The sequence below is a fragment of the Paludibacter sp. 221 genome, assembly GCF_010501035.1.
In the GTDB taxonomy this organism is placed as follows: domain Bacteria; phylum Bacteroidota; class Bacteroidia; order Bacteroidales; family Paludibacteraceae; genus QVMH01.
Genome location: NZ_QVMH01000094.1, coordinates 1 through 2,014, shown reverse-complemented (window position 1 = coordinate 2,014; position 2,014 = coordinate 1). Strand labels below are relative to the sequence as shown.

The 2,014-nt window shown below is 33.2% G+C and carries 3 protein-coding genes; all 3 read left to right on the top strand.

The window, feature by feature from the left end; genetic code table 11:
- The first annotated feature begins 194 nt into the window (after positions 1-194).
- The 3 genes from D0T49_RS12865 to D0T49_RS12855 all read left to right on the top strand — a co-directional run bounded on the left by D0T49_RS12865 (position 195) and on the right by D0T49_RS12855 (position 1,891).
- Entirely contained in the window at positions 195-479 is a 285-nt protein-coding gene (locus D0T49_RS12865) for a helix-turn-helix domain-containing protein (protein ID WP_163632357.1), read from the top strand.
- Positions 480-493: 14 nt separating this feature from the next.
- Positions 494-796 (top strand): helix-turn-helix domain-containing protein, encoded by a 303-nt coding sequence (locus D0T49_RS12860; RefSeq protein ID WP_163632354.1) that lies wholly within the window; start codon positions 494-496, stop codon positions 794-796.
- A 75-nt stretch (positions 797-871) separates the two neighbouring features.
- Positions 872-1,891 carry a YhcG family protein gene (locus D0T49_RS12855; protein ID WP_163632350.1) on the top strand — a complete coding sequence of 340 codons (1,020 nt, stop codon included), beginning with the start codon at positions 872-874 and terminating at the stop codon, positions 1,889-1,891.
- The last annotated feature ends 123 nt before the right edge of the window (positions 1,892-2,014 follow it).

The following is a 2,014-nucleotide window of genomic DNA, read 5'->3' as shown; positions in this document are numbered from 1 at the left end:
AAAATGAGGAGAGGGAGTCATGTGCTGCGCCAAAACCGAAACCTTCTCTAAGCTATTTGTTGCTTAGAGAAGATGATAATTATAGAGGAAAGATAACGGAGAGTAATAAAGTTATTATTATGATGATAATGATAATTTCTGATTGCTCTCTGTTTCCAAACTGATTACGATAATATTAAAATTCAATGAACATTATGGAAATTGTAAATATAGACAAAAGCACTTTTGATGAAATAAAATCAAGGTTTCAGGATTTTAAGAAAAGGGTGAAAACATTGTATCAAAATAAACAGAATAACAAACTGGATGAATGGCTCGATAATCAGGATGTCTGTTTGCGGTTGAACATTTCTCCCAGAACATTGCAGACTTTACAGGATACACGGAAAATAGGTTTCAGCAAAATAAACCATAAGATTTATTACAAAGCGAAAGATGTTGAAAAATTCCTTTTAGCAAACAAAACATCACATCTTTGATAAAATACCTGAATATGACTTTAATTACAAAAAGGGACGAACAGATAACAGAATTTTTTACAAGTCTGGATGAAATGCAGGCTTGTTTGGAAGATGCTCAGGCAGAAACCAAACCATCATTGAATGGTGAACGGTATTTTACTGATCAGGAAGTATCGGAACGTTTAAAGATAAGCCGAAGGACTTTACAGGATTACCGTAATCAGGGTATTATTTCTTATATACAACTTGGTGGTAAAATCATTTACAGGGAGTCTGACTTACAAAAACTATTGGAACAGAATTATTTTCCGGCTTGGAGAGATATAGAGAAGTGAAAATTGCTTGAATTTTACAGATTATACATATAAAAGCAAAAAAGTCTTAACTTTGAGCTTTAAAAAATAAAATCAATGACCGATATTCAACCTACCGATTATAAACAATTCCTTGTTGAGATAAAGCAACGTATCCGTTCTGCCCAATACGAAGCGATGAAAGCAGTTAATAAAGAAATGATACAGCTTTACTGGGATATAGGTAAACGAATTACAGAAAAACAAAAGGAATCAGGTTGGGGTAAATCTGTGGTAGAAACATTATCCTTAGATTTACAAAAAGAGTTTCCGGGAATAAAAGGCTTTGGAACTTCTAACTTGTGGTCAATGGCTCAGTTTTATTCTGAATATCAAGGTAATGAAATTCTCCAACCATTAGTTGGAGAAATTAGTTGGAGCAAGCATTTGGTAATAATGACCAAGTGTAAAGATGTTCAGCAAAAACAATTCTATATTCTCTCCACTAAAAAATACGGGTGGACGAAAGATATGCTAATCCATAAAATAGAAGCACAGTCTTTTGAGAAATATCTGTTAGGACAACATAATTTTGAAAACACATTGCCAGATAGCATAAAGAATCAAGCTATTTTAGCTGTTAAAGATGAATATACTTTCGATTTTCTGGAATTAGATAACGAACATTCCGAGTATGAGCTTGAGCAGGCATTAATAAAAAACATACGTTCTTTCCTTATTGAGTTCGGTACTGATTTTGCATTTATCGGAAACCAATACCGCATTGAAATAGAAGGAGAAGAATATTTTATTGACTTGCTTTTATATCACCGTAAACTCCAATGTCTGGTTGCTGTAGAACTCAAAATAGGTAAATTTCTGCCGGAATACAAAGGAAAAATGGAATTTTATCTCAATATTCTAAACGACACTGTAAAATTACCGCATGAAAATCCGACAATCGGAATCATAATTTGTAAATCTAAAAAGCGTACTATCGTGGAGTATGCTTTGAAAGATTCTAACCAACCTATAGGAATTGCCACATATAGCCTTACAACGAAACTGCCCGATACATACAAAGAACTACTCCCGAAAACGGATGAAATAGCAGAAAAACTGGATAAATTAATTTGATAAAAGCATGGGGTGGTGGAATTAATGGAAAATTAAGATAAATATTCGGATAGAATTCTTTTTCTTCAATAGGGCTATTCAGTAAATAGTTTCAAAATAGCATGAGCAGATAACAGGCTCATG